Annotated in this window: 15 protein-coding genes and 2 riboswitches; of the genes, 3 read left to right on the top strand and 12 right to left on the bottom strand. The window is 38.1% G+C overall.

Annotated features, from left to right (window positions below):
- Positions 1-238 precede the first annotated feature (238 nt).
- From IV86_RS03880 to IV86_RS03870, 3 genes are all read right to left on the bottom strand, one after another.
- Complete coding sequence (locus tag IV86_RS03880; RefSeq protein WP_002833318.1) at positions 239-871, bottom strand: deoxynucleoside kinase; 633 nt, start codon at positions 869-871, stop codon at positions 239-241.
- Between the two features lie 80 nt (positions 872-951).
- Positions 952-2,403, bottom strand: a complete 1,452-nt coding sequence (locus IV86_RS03875; protein WP_002833317.1) for an amino acid permease — start codon at positions 2,401-2,403, stop codon at positions 952-954.
- Between the two features lie 113 nt (positions 2,404-2,516).
- Positions 2,517-2,694: riboswitch (Lysine riboswitch) on the bottom strand.
- 29 nt (positions 2,695-2,723) lie between these two features.
- The gene (locus IV86_RS03870; protein WP_056979368.1) at positions 2,724-3,224 is read right to left on the bottom strand and encodes a GNAT family N-acetyltransferase; all 501 of its coding nucleotides are present in this window, start codon (positions 3,222-3,224) and stop codon (positions 2,724-2,726) included.
- 89 nt (positions 3,225-3,313) lie between these two features.
- Between IV86_RS03870 and IV86_RS03865 the strand changes: the two genes are divergently transcribed.
- Positions 3,314-4,111 carry a lp_1002 family arylesterase gene (locus IV86_RS03865; RefSeq protein ID WP_056979367.1) on the top strand — a complete coding sequence of 266 codons (798 nt, stop codon included), beginning with the start codon at positions 3,314-3,316 and terminating at the stop codon, positions 4,109-4,111.
- Positions 4,112-4,247: 136 nt separating this feature from the next.
- Positions 4,248-5,567, top strand: a complete 1,320-nt coding sequence (locus IV86_RS03860; RefSeq protein WP_056979366.1) for an LCP family protein — start codon at positions 4,248-4,250, stop codon at positions 5,565-5,567.
- A gap of 60 nt (positions 5,568-5,627) precedes the next feature.
- On the opposite strand, the gene scrK is transcribed toward IV86_RS03860, so the two are convergent.
- The 9 genes from scrK to IV86_RS03815 all read right to left on the bottom strand — a co-directional run bounded on the left by scrK (position 5,628) and on the right by IV86_RS03815 (position 12,992).
- The gene (gene scrK / locus IV86_RS03855; protein WP_002833313.1) at positions 5,628-6,500 is read right to left on the bottom strand and encodes a fructokinase ScrK; all 873 of its coding nucleotides are present in this window, start codon (positions 6,498-6,500) and stop codon (positions 5,628-5,630) included.
- A gap of 175 nt (positions 6,501-6,675) precedes the next feature.
- Positions 6,676-7,167, bottom strand: coding sequence for a threonine/serine exporter family protein (locus IV86_RS03850; protein WP_002833312.1), 492 nt, complete (start codon positions 7,165-7,167; stop codon positions 6,676-6,678).
- Between the two features lie 15 nt (positions 7,168-7,182).
- Positions 7,183-7,929: a threonine/serine exporter family protein gene (locus tag IV86_RS03845; RefSeq protein WP_002833311.1), complete on the bottom strand. Its 747-nt coding sequence runs from the start codon at positions 7,927-7,929 to the stop codon at positions 7,183-7,185.
- A gap of 132 nt (positions 7,930-8,061) precedes the next feature.
- Positions 8,062-8,262 carry a cold-shock protein gene (locus IV86_RS03840; protein ID WP_002833310.1) on the bottom strand — a complete coding sequence of 67 codons (201 nt, stop codon included), beginning with the start codon at positions 8,260-8,262 and terminating at the stop codon, positions 8,062-8,064.
- 348 nt (positions 8,263-8,610) lie between these two features.
- Complete coding sequence (locus tag IV86_RS03835; RefSeq protein ID WP_002833309.1) at positions 8,611-9,294, bottom strand: phosphatase PAP2 family protein; 684 nt, start codon at positions 9,292-9,294, stop codon at positions 8,611-8,613.
- A gap of 24 nt (positions 9,295-9,318) precedes the next feature.
- On the bottom strand, positions 9,319-9,966 hold the full coding sequence (locus IV86_RS03830) for an HD domain-containing protein (protein ID WP_002833308.1): 648 nt from the start codon (positions 9,964-9,966) through the stop codon (positions 9,319-9,321).
- Complete coding sequence (rny, locus tag IV86_RS03825; protein WP_002833307.1) at positions 9,963-11,525, bottom strand: ribonuclease Y; 1,563 nt, start codon at positions 11,523-11,525, stop codon at positions 9,963-9,965. Before rny ends, IV86_RS03830 begins: the two co-directional genes overlap by 4 nt.
- Before the next feature lie 138 nt (positions 11,526-11,663).
- Positions 11,664-12,077 carry a hypothetical protein gene (locus IV86_RS03820; protein ID WP_002833306.1) on the bottom strand — a complete coding sequence of 138 codons (414 nt, stop codon included), beginning with the start codon at positions 12,075-12,077 and terminating at the stop codon, positions 11,664-11,666.
- 30 nt (positions 12,078-12,107) lie between these two features.
- Positions 12,108-12,992: an RluA family pseudouridine synthase gene (locus tag IV86_RS03815; protein ID WP_029258112.1), complete on the bottom strand. Its 885-nt coding sequence runs from the start codon at positions 12,990-12,992 to the stop codon at positions 12,108-12,110.
- Positions 12,993-13,120: 128 nt separating this feature from the next.
- A riboswitch (THF riboswitch) is annotated at positions 13,121-13,216 on the top strand.
- A 68-nt stretch (positions 13,217-13,284) separates the two neighbouring features.
- Here IV86_RS03815 and IV86_RS03810 point away from each other — a divergent pair.
- Positions 13,285-13,839 carry a folate family ECF transporter S component gene (locus IV86_RS03810; RefSeq protein WP_002833304.1) on the top strand — a complete coding sequence of 185 codons (555 nt, stop codon included), beginning with the start codon at positions 13,285-13,287 and terminating at the stop codon, positions 13,837-13,839.
- Positions 13,840-13,841: the final 2 nt, after the last annotated feature.

Below are 13,841 nucleotides of genomic sequence, written 5' to 3'. Positions count from 1 at the left end.
ACATTGGGACGAAGAGACTCTTTTCGCGGTACCACCCAAGTTCACCTGCTTATATAAGCGGTGCACTCAATCCGACGATAACGGAATCACCGTGTGGCATTACCCACCTTTTAACTAGCGCCGGAGTTTCGGCTAATCCTTTCCACCATGCGGATCTCTCTGAAAACCTACTTTAAACGCCTTTAATTTCTCTATTAATTTATAAACTAATTCTACAAAAAAGCCGGGTAGATATCAATTAAATTGTGGCAATCTTTTCATCAATTAGTTGAATAACTTTTTGACGAGCTTCTGGATTTTCCACAAAATCATATTTATCACCGTCAATTTTAATTTTAGCACTTTGATCATAATTATCGAACCAAGCAACATAGCGCTTATTGAGTTCGTGATAGTATTCGTATAATGATGGATCATTTTCGATTTGTTCGAATGAACGACCGCGCTTTTTGATCCGTTTTAACATTGTATCAAACGAAATATCAATATGAACTAGTAAATCGGGATTCTTCTTATATGAAAGACGTGGCAACTCTTGCATCATATTTTTAAGTAACGAATCGTAAATATCCACTTCTGTATTAGTTGCTCGTCCTAAATCAGCGTTCAAATGGAACAAAAGTGAATCTTCATAAATCGAACGGTCCATAACACTACGAGCATCGCTATTAGCTTGCTTGATACTATCCATACGTTTATTCAAAAAGTAAATTTGAAGTAAGAACGCATAGCGTTTAGGATCTTTGTAGAAAAGTGGCAAAATTTTATTATCATCTACTGATTCGTAATAAGCATCACTTTCCCAGTGACTTGTTAATAATTCTGTAAGTGTTGTCTTTCCTGCGCCAATTGGGCCTGATAAAGCAATCATTATAAGAAATACCTCTTTTTTCGTTTTTTAGCACTACATATTGTACCACCAAACGACCCCAAAACAATATCTTGAAAAAATTATTCTTTCGTGATATCTGGACGCGATAAATCGATTTCTTCCAGCGGTATTAACTTCGTTTTATATCTAATTTTATAATAGGTATACAACACAATGAATAGCGGAATTGCCATGTACGTAATCCCAATTGCTTGCCAATCGAAATTAGCAATGGAATGAATATCTTGTCCCGCAATCACAATAATACTGAGAACAAAGGCAAAGAGTGGTCCAAATGGGAACCATTTTGCACGATATCTAAGTTCTGACACGTCATGTCCTTGTTTAATAAAAGCCCGACGGAACCGCCAATGAGCAATCGCAATACCGACCCAAGCCACAAAGCCAGTCAGTCCACTGGCAGCAACTAACCATATATAAATTTTAGGTCCCATAATACTGGAAATAAAGGTTAGCAATCCTACGATAGTTGTACCAAGTAAGGCCAGGTATGGGATTCCTCGCTTCGAAGTTTTACCAAAAATTTTGGCAGCAAATCCTTGTTTCGAAAGCGAATATAACATCCTAGTCGAGGCATACATTCCCGAATTAGCTGAGGATAGTACTGAGGTCAAAATAACCGCATTCATTACCCCAGCTGCTCCTGCTAGTCCGGCCCGACGGAACACAAGGGTAAATGGACTAATGGAAACATCACGGGCTGATGATCCTAATAAATTAGGGCTTGTATAAGGGATGATACAAGCAATTACAAAAATTGCTAAGATGTAAAATAGTAAAATTCGCCAAAATACTTGGCTAATGGCCTTCGGAACACTAGTTTCAGGTGTTTCAGATTCGCCAGCTGTAATTCCAATCAATTCTGTACCTTGAAACGAGAAACCAGCCACAACGAAAACACTAAGAATAGCAGGGATCCCACCCACAAATGGGGCTTTATGATACACAAAGTTTTCTAAATATGTGGCTTTACCTCCCATAATTCCGACAATGGTTAAAACTCCTACGACCAAAAATATAATAACCGTGACTAACTTAATTAAAGCAATCCAATATTCAGTCTCACCAAAAGCTTTAACCGTCAAAGCATTTACCAAGAAAACTAGCACTAGTGCCAACAGGCTCCAGATCCACCCCGGAGCGTGCGGAAACCAGAATTTCATAATCAAGGCAATGGTACTAATATCAACTGCAACCGTAATAGCCCAGTTAAACCAGTAATTCCATCCCATTGCAAAGCCAAAGGCTGGATCAACGTATTTAGTTGCGTACGTTGAAAACGAACCCGAAACCGGCATATAAGTCGCCATTTCTCCTAAACTAGTCATGAGGAAATAGACCATGACCCCCATCCCAACGTAAGCTAATAATGCACCACCGGGACCTGCAGTAGAGATTGCCGATCCACTGGCTACGAATAATCCTGTACCAATACTTCCACCCAGTGAAATCATTGAAATATGTCGCGTCTTTAAGGCACGCTTAACCTGACTACCACCTTGTTCTGCCATAAGAAAACCTCCTATAAAATAAAAGAGGCGCTGTTGATTTTCAAAAAACAAAATAAAAAGCCTTTTTGTGAGCATTCCTACGCACAAAAAGACTGTTTAAAATCATTAGTCAAATCGTAGATAGCGCTCCGCAATTTTCATTGCGACAGTCTCTGGCTTATTCAACCAGAGCCCAAATCGTACATGAATAAGCATGTAGTCATTTCGGCCTCTTTTCCTTTCAATTCGGGTCATTGATGCTTAGTCATCTAGCCGGATCTACTAATAATTGAGGCAACCTCTTCTTTCGATGTGATTCAAATTATAACAAATCTGTTCAATTATTCAAGTAATTTTACATTTAATTCGTAGCGATACTCTTTTTGTGAGGATTGATCATAACCAGAGATTCCCGTGGTAATCTTTTCTAAACGCTTAAAGCCATTGCGCTTTAGTACTTGCTGAGAGGCATAGTTGTCAATACAAACATTAGCAAAAACTTTAAAATCTCGTTTATTTCGATTTTTCAAGTTTTTAATTGCAAAATGTACTGCTTTTGACATAATACCTTGGTTCCAATACTCTTCACCCAATAAGTATCCTATTTCATATATATCTTCTGCAGCTGGCTGAAAAATAAAAATTCCGCCCACAACTTGGTCTGTTTCGTTGACGATTGCTAAAAAGCCTTGACGTCCAACCATCCCTTTAAATGCCATCCATTGTTCAAACGCGTTTGTCAGAATCTTCATCCCCGCTGATTTAGCAATCTTTCGATTATTAGCTAACGCCTGATAATTACTAAAATCATCTTCTAAAAAATATCTTAATTTAAACTTCATTTCGTAGTTCCTTACCTTTTCTTTGGTGAATAACAGTAAAAAGATTAAAATGTAACCAAATATATAATTCTCAAAAAGGAGTCAACATTATGGAAATTGTTAAAACTAAACTTAATCATACTAATTCTAAATCAAAAGCCGAATTAATTTCATATATATCGCCCAATTTAACTGATCAAAAAAGTCCATCTTTAATCTTTGTGCCCGGTGGATCCTACACCCACATCGATTTAGCTCAAGCTGAAAAAGTTGCCTTACGTCTAGAATCATTTGGTTATCAAGTCTCTGTTCTAAGGTACTCCTTGGTTGACGAAGTCCAGCCGCTTTATCCAGCTCCCTTAATTGAATTAGCCGAAGCAATGAATATTACGCATCAAAACGCTGAAAAATGGCAGATTGACGCCAATCAGATTATTTTAATGGGCTTCTCGGTTGGCGGTCATATCGTCAGCAATTTTAATAATAACTGGAACGCGGACTGGCTTAGTTCACAAACCCATTTGGCGTCAACTACATTGCAGCCTTTTGCAACCATCTTAGGTTTTCCTGTAATTACTCCTAACGATGGTTTTCCTGACACTAAAACTTTAGCTAAATGGACCACTCAACCTCAACAATTAGCAGCTGATCAAAATGCCACTAAAGACAATGCCCCAACCTTTATTTGGGCAACGGCCGATGATCAGTTAGTTCCATCCCAAAATGCGGTTGATTACTTCTTAGCCCTTCAAACTCTGCAGGTTCCAACAGAACTGCATCTTTACCAGCATGGCCCTCATGGTATGGCTCTAGCCGATGAAACTACCGCCTATGATAACCATCACGTCGATCATCGGATTGCTACTTGGTTAACCACGGCGCTAGCCTGGTTGCATGAATTGAAATAAGTTCGTTATTAATGTCGATATACCAATTTTTTGTGTACTATTTGTTAAACTTTCTTAAACAAAGTTATAGATAATCCATTAATTTGGTATCATATTAATGATTGAATTTTTTAGTATAACTCGGAGGATAAGTTGCATGAATTCTGAATCACCCAGATCCAATTCAAGCCGATTCAGCAGAAACCGGTTCAATTACACACCTGATGACAATAATAACAATGGTGACCACGGTCAAAATAAACAAAACCAGCGCCGAAAACCACGAAAGAAACGACCTCGTAGAAAAAAAACCATCATTGTCGTTTCCATTATTGCTGTTATATTGGCTATCTTTGGGGTTAAGAAATGGTACGATGCCAAAAATGCTGTAGATTCGATTTTTGATAGTGCTAAAATCCAGAAATCACGTGATGTTTCAGCTACCTTAAAGCAAAGTAAACCAATTTCAATTTTGCTTTTAGGTACTGATACTGGGGCCCTCGGGCGTAATTATCGTGGCCGAACAGATACCATTATCGTGGCAACCTTGAATCCTAAAAAGAAAAAAATGACTTTAACTAGCATCCCTCGGGATACGGTTATGTCGATTCCTGGTTACTCAAATTATTCTCCTTCCAAGATTAACGCTGCTTATGATTTAGGTGGAGCCGGTACAGCAATCAAAGCTGTCGAAAAACTACTAAATATTCCCATTGATTATTACGGCTTAATTAACATGGGTGGCTTAGAAAAGATTGTTGACGGGGTTGGTGGGATCGATATCACTCCTAAATTAACCTTCAAATATGGACATGCCGACGTTACTAAAGGTAAAAAAATTCATCTAAATGGTAAGGCAGCACTGGATTATTCACGGATGCGTTATACCGATCCAAACGGTGACTATGGTCGTCAAACTCGTCAACGCCAAGTTTTAATGGCCATTTTACGTAAGAGTGATTCAATTACGGCTTTATTAAACCAAAATTTCTTAAATTCTCTTCAAAAACAAACTAAAACTGATTTAACATTTAACGAACTTTTAGCACTTTCGACTAATTATCGAGTTGCTACCCATCATTTAAAGTCTACTCACCTCCAAGGTAATGGTACTACCATCGATGGTGGTTCTTATGAATTAGTTTCTAAGAGCGAACGTCAGCGTGTTACTAATTTCATCCGTAAAGCCCTTGATTTATCTGCTAAAGAAACTGGGACAACTGGATTAAGCAGTATCTATACTGGCGAAGAAGATGATACCGATACTACCAATTCAGATACTAACAGTTCAGACACTACTAGCTCCTCCACTGAAGATTACGGAACCACGAGCGCATCTTCGGTGGAGACACCGGCTAGTGACACAACAGGCGGTGCAGATAACAACGGAGCTACAACTGATAACACTCCTACAACTCCATCACAAGCTGATCCGCAAGGAAATGCTACTGGTAACTACAACTACTACGGACAATAAAGCTTTAATTAAAGAACAAAGGGCAATCCTGATTTTAAATCGGGATTGCCCTTTTTATAATTATTCCGTTAATAGCTTCTCTGCCAATGCAAAATTACCGACATTCGCTGACCCATTATTTTTAACTTGAGGCATCGTGATATATTGATCCAAATCTGGCACAGTCACATAGCCATTAAGTAATTTATCAAATTCTTTTCGCACTTTCTCTAAGAGGGTTGCATTAGTAACTCCACCACCAAACACAATCTTGTTTGGTCGTAATATTAATGTACTTTGTACAGCTGCTTGAGCAATATAATAAGCTAAAATATCCCATGTCTTATCCGTCAAAGGCACATCCTTACCCTTTTTACCTAATCGCGCTTCAAAAGTTGGTCCAGCAACCAATCCCTCTAAGCAATCACCATGATAAGGACAAACACCCTTAAAATCAAGATCTTCGGGATGACGTTTCAAAGGGACATGTCCCATTTCTGGGTGGCCAATCCCACCAATCAAATGTCCATCGATAACCGCACCTGCACCAACTCCTGTTCCAATCGTATAATAAACTAATGAATTAATTTTTTCGTTAAATAGCGTTGACATTGTATACTCCCCATAGGCCGACCCATTAACGTCGGTTGTCCAAGCCATAGGAACATTAATTTCTTTTTTCATGTAACCCAAAAAATCAGTATCTTTCCATCCCGGTTTAGGAGTTGTAGTAATAAATCCATACTTAGGCGACGTTTTTCGAATTTCAATCGGACCAAATGAAGCAATACTTAAAGCTGCTATATCAAATTGTTTAAAATATTTTACAACGGCCGACAATGTCGCTTCCGGGGTCGTTGTTGGAATTTGAATTTGATCTTTCACCTGATAATCTTCGTTCCCAACTGCGCACACAAACTTGGTTCCACCAGCTTCAATACTACCTAATAACATTTACTTTCACTCCTATAACTCAAATTTTTCAAGTCACCATGGCTAAAATTTCGTTAACTTAGATGTCTCTTTCTACTAGTAAATCGCTCTATAAAATGAAAGTCAAGCAACTTTTGTATTCGCTTTCAAAAAGAAATAAAAAAAATGCCAAAATTAATTTGGGCATTTTTTAATCCTACTCTTTTTCAGTATTATTAGCACTTTTACTTTTGCTACGTTGTTTGTGTTCCTTCAAAGTAATTATAATTTTACGTTGCAATCGATCGATAAATTCTGCCATTAAAAAACCGATTCCAATTGACCCTGCAATTTCTCCTACTTCTAACATAAAATGCGTTGCCATATCACTGTTAGAAAGCGCAAAGTTTCGAATCATCTGGTATGCTTGTCCTCCTGGAACGAGCGGTACAATTCCAGGAATATTAAAAATAATCATCGGAAGTTTCATTCGCCTAGCAGCGTATAAGCTTAATAAAGCAATGACAGTGGTCGCTGTTAAAGCACTTAACGCTAAGCCTAAGCGCACTTGGAGCATCGCCCAGTAAATCGTCCATGACACGCCACCAATGGCACCTGCAGCAATTAAAGCCCGTTTAGGTATATTAATAATAATTCCAAAGCCGATGGTGGCAATGCCGGCCATAAAAAATTCTAGTAGTAATTGCATCTCTTACTCCTTTGTTTACAAAAAACGAAATACGAAGGCAATCCCAAAACCAATTGCACATGCTGATAATAAAGCTTCAATTCCACGAGCCGGACCACTAACCAAGTGACCATTTAAAATATCGCGAACAGCATTAGTTAGTGGCACCCCCGGTACTAACGGCATCACTGATCCAATAATAATATCATCGATAGAATGTCCCCAACCCCAACGCACTGCGAATACAGCTATAATTCCGATTATAATTGATGCAAAAAATTCGCTAATATATTTAATATTTAAAATCCGATTTACAAAATAAAATAGCGTGTAGCCTAACGCCCCAGTCAAAGTAGTAATTCCTAAATCAACCATATTTCCAGAAAAGGCTGTCATTAAAGGTCCACTAACTAGGGCTGCTCCAATCACTTGAAGCCAAAATGGGAAGGATGGCGTCGCCTCATCCAAAGTATTTAGTTTTTCGTAAAACTCTTCTAACGTAATATCTTTGGCCGCATAGCGTCTTGAAAAAGTATTAACCGCAGAAACTTTCTCTAGGTCAATCGCTCGCCGATTAATCCCTTCCACCTGAGAGTCCATTGAATTTGGAATTGAAACAATAATTCCAGTAATCGTCCCGAAAATTTTTAAATTATTAACACCTGAATTCATCGCAATTCTTTTCATTGTATCTTCTGCTCGTGACATCTCAGAGCCATTTTCAATCATAATTCGACCTGCAAGTAAGCAAGTATTAATAACGATTTGGTTAGTTTCAATCATCCTTCAAGGCCTCCTCTTCAATTAATTCATTATACCTAATTAATTAATAGTATTTAACTAAATCTTTATATTTTGCATAAAAAAAGAGTAGGTTGCCGAAGCTCCCTACTCTCATAACTATTTTAATTTAAATTAGTTTTTGTTTACGTTAACTGCTTGTGGTCCACGGTCGCTTTCTTCAACGTCGAAAGAAACTGCTTGGCCTTCTTCAAGAGTCTTGAATCCGTCACCTTGGATAGCTGAGAAGTGAACGAATACGTCACTACCATCTTCGCGAGTAATAAAACCAAAACCTTTATCAGCGTTAAACCATTTAACTGTACCTTGTTCCATTATGAACATCCTCCTGTAAACCTAATCTATATAGTAATAGACGGCATTGTTTAATTTGTAGCTTGAGCCGGTAGTAATGGGGATAGTTCAAAATGAAACGATCTGACCAAAAGCACCTAACCAAAAGCACAAGCTCATTATAGCATGCTCAAAAAAAAAAAGATACCTTCTTTAATATTTTGTTTTAGGTCGCTAAAACATTGATAGATTAATAATTAAAAGGTTTTTCTTCCAAAAAACAAATTATTTTTTAGAAACCGCTTTACCAAAAAAGTCGTTTTGGACCGGTTCAATCAGGAAATAATCAAAAAAAAGAACCTAAAAGATTAGGCCCTTAAGTAAAATATTTTAATGTTGTCGTTGATGTCGTCCCCCTGAAGGAGCAACAAAGCTGGCAATCCAATCATATAGCATCTGGTAAAGCCATAAAGCAACCCATAGCCACACTATGCCTAAAGCTACCGCCGTAACCGTATCAGTAAGGTAATGAGCCCCCATATAAATTCGTGACCACATTACTAAGACTTGCCATAGAATCAATCCTCGAAAAGCCCAACGCCGCTTACTATCAGACTGAATTGGACGGACAAAATAAAGGTAAATAAAAGCTAACACTAAAAATGCTTCAAAGGTGTGCCCACTAGGCATACTAAAACCTGTTTCTGGAATAATTTGATCAATAGTTGGGCGCGGACGCTTAACCAATTCTTTTAGAATAAACGCTACTACAGCGCCACCAAACATTGTACAAATGACCCAGATAGCATCTACTCGTTGCTGTTCTTTAAACCACAAATATACTGCAATAATGATTGCATAAATTAAACCAAGCTTGGTATCTGCAATCATCGTAATTAAGCGCATGATTGGTTCAAGAAAAGAAAAAGCCGTTCCTTGAACGATACTACTAAATAACTGGTCAAAAAATTGCATAAATGTGTTTTGTAGCTTAACACCTAGTGCAAGTAAAACAACAACGACTGCGGATACAATCACATACCCTCTGGGTATATTATCAGTATCTTTTAACATTCCTAAATCCCCCTAAATTCACTGTTACCATTCTTTTTTAAACTCATTTACGAAGCTTTTCATATACTCCGTCCGTTCTACCGCAATTTTTTGTGCTAAAGGTGTGTTCATGTCATCTTTAAGCTTAAAAAGTTTTTCGTAAAAATGATTGATTACCGTTTTATTGTCACGATATTCATCATGCGTCATTTTTTCACGAGGTTGGATTTCGGGATCATATAAAATATGTCCATGTGCACCCCCGTAATAAAATGTACGGGCAATGCCAATTGCTCCGATGGCATCCAAACGATCCGCATCTTGGACAATCTGTCCCTCCAAGGATAATTTATATTTCTGTCCTAAATTATCAGAAAATGACATATGCGTGATAATATCGAAAATATGAGCAATATCAAAATCGCTAACTCCAAGGCTTCTTAGAAACCGAGCTACTTCATTTTTAGCAACGGCCTGATTCTCAACTAATTTTTCATCAATCACGTCATGCAAATACCCTGCAGCGAAAACTACAAACTGATTTACATTTTCAGTGCGATCATCAATTAAGCGTTTAGCCATCTTAACCACTCGTTGAATATGAGCATAATCATGCCCGGTTAAGTCATCTTGAAGCTTCTCTTTAACAAAACTATCGATTTTTTCTAACTGTGCGGTGTTGTCTTCACTCATGCTTGTTTTTTCTCCACGTATTCTACAATCTCTAACTTTCTAACAACCGTTACCTTCACCTGACCAGGATAAGTAACATCCTCTTCAATTTGATTCTTTACGTTAGTAGCTAAACTATGAATCGTCTTATCATCTGTCTCTTTAGGTTGAACAATTACTCGAAGCTCACGACCAGCTTGGATAGCATAACTTTCCTTGACTTCTGGATGTTTGTTAGCAATCTCTTCTAAGCTCTTAATTCTTTGGATATAGTCAGCCACTGATTCACTTCTAGCACCTTGACGAGCTCCAGAAATGGCATCCGCTGCCTCAACCAAATTAGCAATTACATATCGAGCTTCAACATCCCCATGGTGAGAAGCAATAGTATTCACTATCACTGGACTCTCTCGATATTGGGTGGTCAATTCCACACCCAATTCCACATGAGTCGCTTCAATATCGCGATCAATAGATTTACCGATATCATGTAGTAAACCTGCACGTCGTGCTAAAGTAGCGTCTTCACCTAACTCAACAGCAAAAATACCTGCTAGCTTAGCAGTTTCAATAGAATGTTCTAAAATATTTTGTCCATAACTCGTCCGGTAATGCATTCGACCAATAAATTTGATTAAATCCGGCGCAACATATTTTAATTTCAATTCTCGAACCGCGTCTTCACCATACTGGCGAATACGTTGGTCAATTACTTTATTAGCCTTATTAACCAACCGTTCGATTGTATCTGGAACAACTCGTTTCTCAGTTTTAATCATTTCCATGGTTTCCATGGCCACTGCTCGACGAACTGGGTCATAACCGTTAAGAATGACCTCTTTTTCTTGGTCGTCAATCACAATATCTACACCAGTTAATGCTTCAATTGCTCGTACATTCTGTCCTGAATTTCCAATCAGTTTACCAAGATATTCAGCATTTTCTGCAATAAAACTGCGGTGATTTTCGGCTTGACCTCTTGGAACATCACTATGTTCCATGGCTAAAGCTATCAAATCCTCAGCTTCACGCTCGCAGGAGCTTTCTAATTCGGTTTGAGCGTTATTAACAAACTCATCTTTAGAACGAATTGCATCTTGTTTAGTTTCTTTCAAAACCAACTTTGAAGCTGCTTGCTCTTCCAAATCAGCAACTTCCTGAAGTTTATTCCATCGATCAGTAATTAGTTGTTTAGCTTCGCCTAAAGTTGTCCGTACGTTGTCACGTTCTTGTAATAGACTTTGTCTTTTTTTAGCTAATGCATCTGCTCGATTAGTTAACACAATCTTTTTTTGGTTCAATAAGTTCATTCTTTGTTCAATCCACGCCTCTTTACGTTGATTATCATGTAGATCATCTGCGAGTTCTTGGTCAATGGTCTCTTGATATTGTTGAGTTTCTTGAACACTATTTTTTTCATATTCAGCCACTTCGGCTTTAGTTTTTTGCCGTTCATGTTCAATAATTTTTTCTGCCGCTTTGCGGGCTTGCGCTAATGTTTCACTATGCTTTTTGGCTCGCAATCCATACCCTACTCCAATGGAAGCCAATAGCAAAACGACGATCAAAATCGTTGCCATCGCGTCGCCCCTTTCTTTTTAGTCGAAGTTAATTATATCATAAAAATATATTCAAAAAGTTGGTACAAAAAAAGAGCTTCTTAGAAGAAACTTACGTTAATTCGCTCCCCATAGTCCACTCTTTTTAAATGTAAAATTTTATTGTTCCACCATGCGCCACATACCTTCGCCAGCTTTTTCCATATCATTAACAAAACTCAATACCATTTTGGCACGATCGGGATCTTGTTCGAATAATTTGTTTAAGCCTTCACCCGTTGTCATTGGAGTTCCTAGATTAAACTGCCCTTCACCTAAATCTGCTTCGGAAAAGGCTAGGACCCAATCGCCGGTATCAATTTCTGTATATAGAAAGAATAGCGCATATTCGTCACTTAGATAAGCCGGAACTGCCCATACATTTTCCCCAACTTCTTGGGTTGTATTACCCATAAAGTTATATTCTGACGCATTGCTAGCGTTTACCTCATGCGTCATTTGCATCAACATCGCATTAAATTCTGGTTCGCCTAACGTCATTTCTACGTCTTCAAATTCATTTTCTTGTGTCATTTTGTTCTCCTATCTGAAACTGCAATTATGCTACTCTTCCATCCCGATTTGCTTTAAATCATCTGGTAATTCTGCTGTAAAACTAACCTTTTCATCAATAAATGGATCAAAAAATCGGATCGATGAAGCGTGCAAAGCTTGCCGTTTAATTCCTCTATCCATTGGTCCATCGTATAACTGATCACCAACTAGAGGGTGACCTGCATTCGCAAAATGAACTCGGATTTGATGGGTTCTTCCTGTTTTTAAGTGAACTTGAACCAGCGTTTGATTTTCAAAACGTTTGAGCACTTTAAAACTAGTAGTGGCTTGCTGTCCATCGTCCCGTACTTCTCGATGAATTCCATCGGCTGCTAACCCTAACGGTTGATTAAATGTTCCTTTTTCAGCTTGAACTACTCCATCAACCATCGCTAAATAAATCTTTTTAATTTTATGATGCGCAACTTGTTCACTTAATAAACTGTTAGAAACTTGGTGACGGGCGACTAAAGTTATTCCACTCGTAAATCGATCTAAACGGGTAACTAAATGAGGCATCATATTTTTAGATTCAATGGCCTGCCAATGACCTTTAATCCGGTTGACCAATGTATCTTCTCGATCACTTGGACCAGGGACCGCGGTTAGTCCAGCAGGCTTATTAACTAATAACCAATTTTTATCTTCAAAAATAATGTCTAATGGACCATCACTAATTGCAACATTTTGATCTTGTTCTTCATCAGGCAATTCAATCCAAATTGGTTCAAAAGGCATTAATTTATCACTAAATTCTACATCGTTTTCGTTTTCATCAATCAGGCGACCCTCATTTTGGATTCTTTGCAATAATCTCTGGCTCATCCCTGATCTTTGTAATACTTTTTTGGCACTAATAATTTCTTCTAAGTTATTTTTAAATTGGTATCGCATACGTACTCCCATTCATCTGGCATAATTATTACATCATTAAAGCCATTATATACGATTTTTCATATTAATTAACGAATTCATTCTCTTTATTTTTATTTTAAGTTGGTTATAATGAACTTAGCTCTATCAATGGAGTAGGAATCGATGCGTTAAGTGCCAACAAGACGGAGAGTTGCTTGTTGGACGAATGCTTGTCAGCGATATCGATTCCGCATCTCGCCGTTGAATTGGGAAGTTTTTCATGCTATTTCCTTTTCGTTAAAACGGCCAACTAAAGACTGGAGGGATTTGCATGAAGAATTTTTTTAGTATCAAAAATGTTTTTTCTGTGCGAAACCTAACCATTATGGCTTTGTTGGCAGCATTGGATGTTGTGTTAGCGCGTTATACCACCATCCATTTGACGCCTCAATTCACTTTGGTTAGTTTCGAATATATACCAGCAGCCGTTGTGTCTGCGCTATTTGGACCTTGGGCAGGAATTGTCTTTGGATTAGTTAGTGATACCGTGGGGTATTTTTCTAATCCGGTGGGACCTTACTTACCCATTTGGGCCATCAGTGCTATGGTTGCTAATTTAATCCAATCGATATTCCTATACCCAGGTAAATTCGACTGGTGGCGGATTATCGTGGCACGCCTCTTAGTGATGCTAATTGTCACGATGGGCTTAAATTTCATTTGGCAATCCATTTACTTTGGTGCAGCAGCGGCCGTTTATTACAACTCAGCTCGCATCATTAGTAATATTATTCAATTGCCAATCCAAGTAATTTTAATTCGTATTTTTGGTAAAATTGCAATGCGAACGGTCCAGCGACTCAATGCGAACCGCCAATCCATTTAATA

The sequence above is a fragment of the Pediococcus pentosaceus genome (assembly GCF_001437285.1).
Classification (GTDB): Bacteria; Bacillota; Bacilli; order Lactobacillales; family Lactobacillaceae; genus Pediococcus; species Pediococcus pentosaceus.
Note: the sequence above shows the minus strand (reverse complement) of the source record. Positions and strands in the feature narration are given on the sequence as shown.

Excerpts from the sequence above, each read along its gene's own strand:
- IV86_RS03880 (WP_002833318.1), bottom strand. The coding sequence starts at position 871 with ATGATTGCTTTATCAGGCCCAATTGGCGCAGGAAAGACAACACTTACA.
- IV86_RS03875 (WP_002833317.1), bottom strand. The coding sequence starts at position 2,403 with ATGGCAGAACAAGGTGGTAGTCAGGTTAAGCGTGCCTTAAAGACGCGA.
- IV86_RS03870 (WP_056979368.1), bottom strand. The coding sequence starts at position 3,224 with ATGAAGTTTAAATTAAGATATTTTTTAGAAGATGATTTTAGTAATTAT.
- IV86_RS03865 (WP_056979367.1), top strand. The coding sequence starts at position 3,314 with ATGGAAATTGTTAAAACTAAACTTAATCATACTAATTCTAAATCAAAA.
- IV86_RS03860 (WP_056979366.1), top strand. The coding sequence starts at position 4,248 with ATGAATTCTGAATCACCCAGATCCAATTCAAGCCGATTCAGCAGAAAC.
- scrK (WP_002833313.1), bottom strand. The coding sequence starts at position 6,500 with ATGTTATTAGGTAGTATTGAAGCTGGTGGAACCAAGTTTGTGTGCGCA.
- IV86_RS03850 (WP_002833312.1), bottom strand. The coding sequence starts at position 7,167 with ATGCAATTACTACTAGAATTTTTTATGGCCGGCATTGCCACCATCGGC.
- IV86_RS03845 (WP_002833311.1), bottom strand. The coding sequence starts at position 7,929 with ATGATTGAAACTAACCAAATCGTTATTAATACTTGCTTACTTGCAGGT.
- IV86_RS03840 (WP_002833310.1), bottom strand. The coding sequence starts at position 8,262 with ATGGAACAAGGTACAGTTAAATGGTTTAACGCTGATAAAGGTTTTGGT.
- IV86_RS03835 (WP_002833309.1), bottom strand. The coding sequence starts at position 9,294 with ATGTTAAAAGATACTGATAATATACCCAGAGGGTATGTGATTGTATCC.
- IV86_RS03830 (WP_002833308.1), bottom strand. The coding sequence starts at position 9,966 with ATGAGTGAAGACAACACCGCACAGTTAGAAAAAATCGATAGTTTTGTT.
- rny (WP_002833307.1), bottom strand. The coding sequence starts at position 11,525 with ATGGCAACGATTTTGATCGTCGTTTTGCTATTGGCTTCCATTGGAGTA.
- IV86_RS03820 (WP_002833306.1), bottom strand. The coding sequence starts at position 12,077 with ATGACACAAGAAAATGAATTTGAAGACGTAGAAATGACGTTAGGCGAA.
- IV86_RS03815 (WP_029258112.1), bottom strand. The coding sequence starts at position 12,992 with ATGCGATACCAATTTAAAAATAACTTAGAAGAAATTATTAGTGCCAAA.
- IV86_RS03810 (WP_002833304.1), top strand. The coding sequence starts at position 13,285 with ATGAAGAATTTTTTTAGTATCAAAAATGTTTTTTCTGTGCGAAACCTA.